At 42.4% G+C, this 6,036-nt stretch carries 6 protein-coding genes; 4 read left to right on the forward strand and 2 right to left on the reverse strand.

What is annotated here, in order from left to right:
* Window positions 1-1,225 (reverse strand): tetratricopeptide repeat protein (locus IQ242_RS14380; RefSeq protein WP_193960433.1); only part of this gene is annotated, 1,225 nt, incomplete at its 3' end.
* A gap of 247 nt (window positions 1,226-1,472) precedes the next feature.
* Between IQ242_RS14380 and IQ242_RS14385 the strand changes: the two genes are divergently transcribed.
* Window positions 1,473-2,528 carry a Fe(3+) ABC transporter substrate-binding protein gene (locus IQ242_RS14385; protein WP_052275360.1) on the forward strand — a complete coding sequence of 352 codons (1,056 nt, stop codon included), beginning with the start codon at window positions 1,473-1,475 and terminating at the stop codon, window positions 2,526-2,528.
* On the forward strand, window positions 2,519-3,178 hold the full coding sequence (locus IQ242_RS26220; RefSeq protein WP_228021002.1) for a hypothetical protein: 660 nt from the start codon (window positions 2,519-2,521) through the stop codon (window positions 3,176-3,178). The genes IQ242_RS14385 and IQ242_RS26220 overlap by 10 nt, the downstream gene beginning before the upstream one ends.
* 178 nt (window positions 3,179-3,356) lie before the next feature.
* Here the strand turns inward: IQ242_RS26220 and IQ242_RS14395 are convergent, their stop codons facing one another.
* Complete coding sequence (locus tag IQ242_RS14395) at window positions 3,357-3,971, reverse strand: DUF938 domain-containing protein (protein ID WP_193960434.1); 615 nt, start codon at window positions 3,969-3,971, stop codon at window positions 3,357-3,359.
* A gap of 506 nt (window positions 3,972-4,477) precedes the next feature.
* Here IQ242_RS14395 and IQ242_RS27180 point away from each other — a divergent pair.
* Both IQ242_RS27180 and topA read left to right on the forward strand, forming a co-directional pair.
* Window positions 4,478-4,678, forward strand: coding sequence for a hypothetical protein (locus tag IQ242_RS27180; RefSeq protein WP_370583000.1), 201 nt, complete (start codon window positions 4,478-4,480; stop codon window positions 4,676-4,678).
* A 137-nt stretch (window positions 4,679-4,815) separates the two neighbouring features.
* Window positions 4,816-6,036: type I DNA topoisomerase (topA, locus tag IQ242_RS14400; RefSeq protein WP_193960435.1), on the forward strand; the 1,221-nt coding region annotated here is incomplete at its 3' end.

Below are 6,036 nucleotides of genomic sequence, written 5' to 3' on the forward strand. Positions count from 1 at the left end.
GGTGATCGGGAATATACTCTAAAGCCGATTTAGTGGCTTTAATTGCCACCTCGATCGGATAATTATTTTGTAGTAACCAAATTAGGCGCAAATGTAAATCAATATTTTCTGGATGATAGGCAATGCCTTTTTTATACACTTCTAAAGCCTGTTTTTCTCCTTTGAGAATGAGATAGCAATGGGCGCAATTTAAATAAAAATTGCTCTCCTCTATTTTAATTGCTAATAATTTTTGATAATAGTTTAGTGCTAACTGATAGAGTTGTCTTTGATAAAAATAGTTGCCTGAATAAATATCCGCTCTTTTTTGGTCAGCTTGCAGAATTTCCCAAAGGGAAAGATTTTGACTAATTTCTCGTCTATCTCCTGCCAGTTCTTGGGCAGTTTTATAAGCATTTTTTGCTTCTGTCCAAGCTTGTTTAACTAAATAGACATTGCCTAAATTTATATAAAAAGGATAAAAATCAGCCTGGTTATTAATTCCCTGTTGATAGAATTTTTCGGCTGACTCTAGCTGCCCTAATCGATAAAATAAATTGCCCAGTTTATTATAAGCATCGACAAAATTAGCATTGAGATCAATCGCTTTTTGATAACCTGATAAAGCTATATCTAAACGTGATTGCTTTTCTAGCACCATGGCCATAGTATAATGATATAAGGCTTGATTTTCCTCTAATTCGATGGCTCGTGCTAAACAGTTAAAAGATTCTGTTAGTCGGTTAATTATATAGTATAAGTATCCTAAATCGTGCCAGATGTAAGCTAATTGTTCACGCCAAGATAAAATTCTTAAGTAAAAGTCCTCAGCTAAAGTATATTCTCGCCGATTAATTGCCTCTTGCACCTCTTGAAGACAGGAGTTTATCGCAGTCAGGGCATAATTTTCTATCTCTTCATCCCCTTCTATTTCCTCTAATTCTAGCCACTGGAGATAGATTAATTTAGCTTGGCCAAACTGCCAGCAATCGAGATTTCTAATTATCTCTTCTTTGAGGAGCATAATTAAATCTTGACTAGACTCTGATTGTAACAGCCAAAATAACCAAATTTCTTGCGCTGTTGCTTGCTGCTCTAGCAGCAGATAAGCTAATCCCAGATAGGGATAATAATCAGTCACTTCCGGATGAACCGCCAGTGCTTGTTGACAGAATAACAATAATTGATTATAGTCTTGCGATGCTAACATTAGCTCGATCGCTTGTTGGTGATCACTGTTGATCATTATCTTGACTCTCGTTGCTCTAATTCCACAATACCCTCGATCGAGCTTAGGGTAACATTTTGGGCTTATTGAATTTAACTAGCGATAGATTCGAGGATTTATTAGCCCCATCAAAACAAAAAAACCTGATTTTCGCCCGATTTTTCCCCATTTACCGCCCTAGTCCGACAAATAATTTCTCCCGCAGATAAGAATTATTCTCAATAGCTGTACAATAGGAAAAGACAACTTTGCCACGAATCGAGCAATGAACGATAAAATAACTCGGAGAGTCTTTCTAGGCGCGGGAACAGCCACCTTAGCGTTAGCAGTGGGTCAATTAGGGAAAATAAACGAAGTTTCCGCCCAAACTAAACAATTAAACCTCTATTCCTCCCGTCACTACAACACCGACCGACGATTGTATGACAACTTCACCCGACAAACGGGAATAAAAATTAACCTCGTGGAAGGGGAAGCAGACCCATTAATCGAACGGATCAAAAGCGAAGGCCGCAATAGTCCTGCTGATATACTCCTGACGGTAGATGCCGGGAGATTATGGCGGGCCGACCAACAGGGAATTTTTGCCCCCGTCAATTCCCGCATTCTCACCCAAAGAATTCCCGCTAATTTGCGTCACCCCAAAGGTCACTGGTTCGGGTTTAGTAAACGCTTGCGGGTAATTATGTATAACAAAGACAGAGTTAACCCCAGAGAAATCGATTCCTATGCAGATTTAACCAATCCCAAATGGAAAGGAAAAGTCGTCACCCGGTCATCCAGTAACATCTATAGTCAATCTTTTACCGCTTGGTTAATCGACATCCAAGGGGAAGCGGCCGCAGAAAAATGGTGTCGAGGATTAGTGGCTAATTTTGCCCGTCCACCCCAGGGCAATGATAAGGCACAAATCGAAGCTGTAGCCGCAGGAATTGCCGATTTAGCCCTAGCTAACACCTATTACTTAGCGGGGTATGCCGAAGAAAAAGACCCGGCTAAACGGGCAATTTATGACCAAGTAGGCGTAATTTTCCCCGACCAAGCAGGCCGCGGCACTCACGTTAATATTAGCGGTGGTGGTTTAATTAAAACCGCCCCCAATCGAGAATCGGCCATTAAATTTTTAGAGTATCTTTCTAGCAATGAAGCACAGAACTTTTTTGCTAAGGGTAATCGCGAATATCCCGTCGTTCCAGGGGTTGCTTTAGACCCTTTCCTAGCAAAACTCGGACGCGGTAAAGAAGATACCGTTAGTGTGGCTAATTATGGTCCTAATTTAGCCAAAGCAGTACAGGTAATGAATCGCGCCGGTTGGAAATAAGTTATCAGTTATCAGTTATCAGTTATCAGTTATCAGTGGGAAGTTATCAGTTATCAGTTATCAGTTATCAGTTATCAGTTATCAGTTATCAGTTATCAGTTATCAGTTATCAGTTATCAGTTATCAGTTATCAGTTATCAGTTATCAGTTATCAGTTATCAGTTATCAGTTATCAGTTATCAGTTATCAGTTATCAGTTATCAGTTATCAGTTATCAGTTATCAGTTATCAGTTATCAGTTATCAGTTATCAGTTATCAGTTATCAGTTATCAGTTATCAGTGGGAAGTTATCAGTTATCAGTGGGAAGTTATCAGTTATCAGTTATCAGTTATCAGTTATCAGTTATCAGTTATCAGTTATCAGTTATCAGTTATCAGTTATCAGTTATCAGTGGGAAGTTATCAGTTATCAGTTATCAGTGGGAAGTTATCAGTTATCAGTTATCAGTTATCAGTTATCAGTTATCAGTTATCAGTGGGAAGTTATCAGTTGGAAGTTATCAGTTATCAGTTATCAGTGGGAAGTTATCAGTGGGAAGTTATCAGTTATCAGTTATCAGTTATCAGTTATCAGTTATCAGTGGGAAGTGGGAAGTGGGAAGTGGGAAGTGGGAAGTGGGAAGTGGGAAGTGGGACAGCTGATAGCTAAAAAGCCGATTTAAGACATGAATCTTCTGGTGTGGGGGTTTTAAAACCCAGACCCAAACTAACTTTTGGATACGATGCACAGTTGGCATTCATCTCTCGATTCAGCAACGCCACTGTTTACTGTTCACTGATTACTGTTCACTGATTACTGTTCACTGATTACTGATTACTGATAATTGCTATGTTAAGGCAAATAAAACCGAGAGATTATTAGCGGGCATAGGAATTACTTCTAACAATTGTAAACCTCGATCGCTCGCTGCTTGCACCACATCTTCTAAATTCCTAACTCCCCAAGCAGAGTTTTGAGAACGGAGAGAAAAATCAAAGCTTTCATTACTAGGAGAAGTATGTTTTCCCTGTCGTTTATAGGGACCATAAAGATAGAGAATTCCCCCCGGACTGAGAATGCGACTTGCTCCTGCCATTAAAGCTAAACAAGCAGACCAAGGGGCGATATGAATCATATTAATATTAACAATGGCATTAATAACGATATTTTCCGTCTCTACCGCCCAAACTGACTGATGAACATCGATAAATAGGGGGCGATCGAGATTAGAACTAGGATAATAATCACACCAACTGCGAATACTATCTAGAGCCAGAGGGTTACAATCCGAGGGAATCCAACGACAAGGAGCAAGACAAGGGGCAAAAAAAACAGCGTGTTCACCCGTCCCGCTAGATATTTCTAGGATATTGCCAGTCTTCGGTAAAAATTGGCTGAGAACTTCTAAAATCGGCTGACGATTGCGTTCTGTTGCCGGAGCATATTGACGTAAATCAGACATAACTAGGGTTTGCGGCAAAAAGTTGGTTGGTGGGGTTAGGAGTCGGTCGTCAGGCGTTGGTCGTCAGGCGTCAGTCCTGATGAAAAAATTTTCACCACCACAGATGAAAGAGGTTTCCTTCCCTACACCCCACACCCCAGACCCTACACCCTCTTTCCAGTCAGGAGGATTATTTTTATTTATTCTCCCTTCTCCCCATCCTACTCTGCAATAACTACTGGCAGCCAGAAATACGTTGGGTTCATATCATACTTTGTGCTTTTTGTCAAAAAAACTTTTTTTTTGCAATAAAACTACACAAAAAAAAGATCATCGTTGTTGGTGAAATTGACTAATTTACCCGTCCTAATTAGGATAACCTTCTAGGTTTGGTGAGGGTTTCAACCATTGCTGCCTAAAAAAGCACAGAATACCCCATTATGAAATTCAGTAAAATCGCTGTTACCACTGTAACATCGTTGTTAAATAAAAATCTTTCTCAATTAATTTTTAAGAATTTGTAAATATTGCGGAATGTTAATTTAAATATTCTCAAGTTTTTGGAGTCAATAAATAATTTTTGCTTATCTTTGGCGAATATGGGGTTAGGAGTCAGTATTCTCCGAGTCAGCTTTTTTCTCCCATCTCCCCACTCCCTGCTCCCATCTCCCTGCTCCAGAAAAATATTAAGTTTTGTTAAGAAGTTAGTGACAAAAGACCAGCTTTAATCTCTATTATCGTAGTAAGTGGCTTTTGACCCGAATCAAGCCGGTCAAGATAAATAGTAACTTTTGTCCATCATCAAACAACGATTGTCAGTCTAACTAAAACAGTCGCTGTGGCCATGCCCTCGTGATCAATTCCTATGTCAACCCTGGTTATTGTCGAATCCCCCACCAAAGCTCGGACGATCAGCAATTATCTGCCTAGCGGCTATCGAGTCCAAGCCTCCATGGGCCACATCCGCGATCTGCCCGCCTCTGCCGAAGAAATTCCCCCCGCCCACAAAGACAAATCCTGGGCGAATTTGGGCGTGGATGTGGACAACGATTTCGATCCCCTCTACGTCGTCCCCAAAACCAAAAGTAAAGTCGTCAAAGAATTAAAAGAAGCCCTCAAAGGCGCGAGCGAATTGATCCTCGCCACCGACGAAGATCGGGAAGGAGAAAGCATCAGTTGGCATCTCTTACAGGTACTCAACCCGAAAATACCCACCAAAAGGATGGTATTTCACGAAATCACCAAAGAAGCGATCCAAGCGGCCTTAAAAAATTGTCGCTCGATCGACGAAAATTTAGTTCACGCCCAAGAAACCCGCCGCATACTCGATCGCCTCTACGGTTATACCCTCTCCCCCCTACTCTGGAAAAAAATCTCCAAAGGGTTATCCGCCGGCCGCGTGCAATCCGTCGCCGTGCGTCTGCTCGTACAACGGGAACGAGAACGACGAGCCTTTAAAACCGCCAATTATTGGGACCTGAAAGCCACCCTCGAAAAGGACAAAAATCAATTCGACTCGAAATTAGTCACCTTAAACGGTCAAAAAGTGGCAAATGGGAGCGATTTCGATGCCGACACCGGCAGATTAATCCCCGGTCGCCAGGTGACACTTTTGGATCAAGCCACCGCCGCCGCCTTAAAAGAACGCATCGAAGACAAAATCTGGCGCGTTAGCCACACCGAAGAAAAACCCACCACTCGCAAACCTTCCCCCCCCTTCACCACCTCAACCCTACAGCAAGAAGCTAACCGGAAACTGGGCATATCCGCCCGCGACACCATGCGAATCGCCCAAAATCTCTACGAACAGGGCTACATCACCTATATGCGGACCGATTCCGTCCATCTTTCCGATCAGGCCATCACCGCCGCCCGCAATTGTGTAGAACAAATGTACGGAAAAAATTACCTCAGTCCCCAACCCCGGCAGTACACCACCAAAAGCAAAGGCGCACAGGAAGCACACGAAGCCATCCGGCCCGCCGGTAGTAGCTTTCGCCTGCCCCGGGAAACCGGACTGAGCGGACTAGAATTCGCCCTCTACGACCTAATCTGGAAGCGTACCGTCGCCTCACAGATGGCCGAT

The sequence above is a fragment of the Microcystis sp. LEGE 08355 genome (genome assembly GCF_015207185.1).
GTDB lineage: Bacteria > Cyanobacteriota > Cyanobacteriia > Cyanobacteriales > Microcystaceae > Microcystis > Microcystis panniformis.

What these genes read in the sequence shown, in the direction of transcription:
- IQ242_RS14395 (WP_193960434.1), bottom strand. Translation starts at nt 3,971, where the DNA reads ATGTCTGATTTACGTCAATATGCTCCGGCAACAGAACGCAATCGTCAG.
- IQ242_RS14385 (WP_052275360.1), top strand. Translation starts at nt 1,473, where the DNA reads ATGAACGATAAAATAACTCGGAGAGTCTTTCTAGGCGCGGGAACAGCC.